Raw genomic sequence first — 1,529 nt, 5'->3', positions numbered from 1 at the left:
TCAGACTGCTGACAAACCCGTCGTTTTCGGCGGGTTTGTTTTTTTGCAGTTCAGGTTTTCAGGTGTCCAAGTTTTGGGATCTTTGAGAGATAGCCCGTTTCGTCTCATGCTGGGGCTTGTTTCGGTGCCTTGGTGAGGGCCATTGCGATCTTCTTGATGTTTTGGGCGGCAGCGGCCAGCAGGCACTGGGTTTGGACGCGCACGAGACCCCGGAACCTGGCATAGCGGTGGCCATGAAGTTGCTTGGCATCGGCGAATGAGCGCTCGACCGTTTCCTTGCGGCGCTTGTAGACGGCCTTGCCCCATGCGGTCAGGCGATGGTCATCGGCGCGCTCGCGGGCGTCCTGCCAGACATGCCGGGTCAGGGTGCGCTCCGCCTTGGCGTTCGAGGTGCAGGAGGCCAGCAGCGGGCAGGTCTTGCAGAGGGCCGGATCGGAGCGGTAGTGCTTGTAACCGTTGCGGTCCGTAGTGGCGTAGGTCAGCAGTTGCCCTTCCGGGCACCGGTAGCCATCGGCTTGTTGCTCAAAGGCGAAGGCTGACTTGCGCATCATGCCCGGCCTTGGGGCTTGAGGCCGCCGGTAGCCGGTCACACCCAGAATGTCCCGCTCTTCCAATCCCCGGGCGATGCCCGTGGTGGCATAGCCCGCATCCAGGCCGACGGCCTTCACGTCGAAGGCGAAGCGCTGCCGCTGGCGGTCCAGCCGGGACAGATAAACGATGCTGTCGTGCACATTGGCCGGTGTGGCGAAGGTGTCCGTAACGATCCCCAGCCTGCCGTCCACCGTGCGGTGATCCAGATAGAAGAAGCCCTTGGGCTTGCCCTCGCGCACCATATACCCCGCCTCCGGGTCGGTCCGGCTGACCTTGGTCTGTTTGACCTCCGGCTCCCGCTCCTTGTCCTTCAGCGGCTTCTGGCCATGGAGGTTGCGCTCCGCCTCGATGGCCTTGTCCAGATCCGCCCAGTAGTCCGACCTGGACTTCTCTATCTGGGCCAGATCGTATTTGCCCTTGTTGGCATTCGCCTTCAGGTGGGTCGAGTCCGTATAGAGCACCGTGCCATTCACGAGCCCATGAGAAACCGCCTGCTCGACAATGTGGTCAAAGATGTCCTGGGCAACGCTCGCATCGCTGTAGCGCCGCCGCCGGTTCTGGCTCAGCGTCGAGGCGTCGAACACCTTGTCCGTCAGCTGCAGACGCAGGAACCAGCGGTAGGCAACGTTCACCTCGATCTCGCGCACAAGCTGGCGCTCCGAACGGATCCCGAACAGGTAGCCGATGAACAAGGCCTTGAACATCAACGCCGGATCCAGCGGCGGACGGCCGTTGTCCGCGCAGTAAAGATCCGCAACGCGCTCATGGATGAACGAAAAGTCGATCACCGCATCGATCTTGCGCAAAAGGTGATCTTTGGGAACAAGCTGATCGAGCGTCACAATCTCGAGCGCTGTCTGGGCGGGGCCGGGCTTCTTCAACATAAAGACACTGAATCAAAAACCACAAGCAAATGCTACGGGTTTGTCAGCAGTCTG

1 protein-coding gene is annotated in these 1,529 nt (G+C 61.0%); it reads right to left on the bottom strand.

Going from position 1 to position 1,529, the window contains the following annotated elements; translation table 11 throughout:
- Positions 1-104: 104 nt before the first annotated feature.
- A complete protein-coding gene (locus IG616_RS22815) occupies positions 105-1,475 on the bottom strand; it encodes an IS1182 family transposase (protein ID WP_192151285.1) in 1,371 nt (456 codons plus the stop codon).
- Positions 1,476-1,529: the final 54 nt, after the last annotated feature.

Source organism: Roseibium litorale (assembly GCF_014842915.1).
Classification (GTDB): domain Bacteria; phylum Pseudomonadota; class Alphaproteobacteria; order Rhizobiales; family Stappiaceae; genus Roseibium; species Roseibium litorale.
This window is presented reverse-complemented; position numbering and strand designations above follow the sequence as displayed.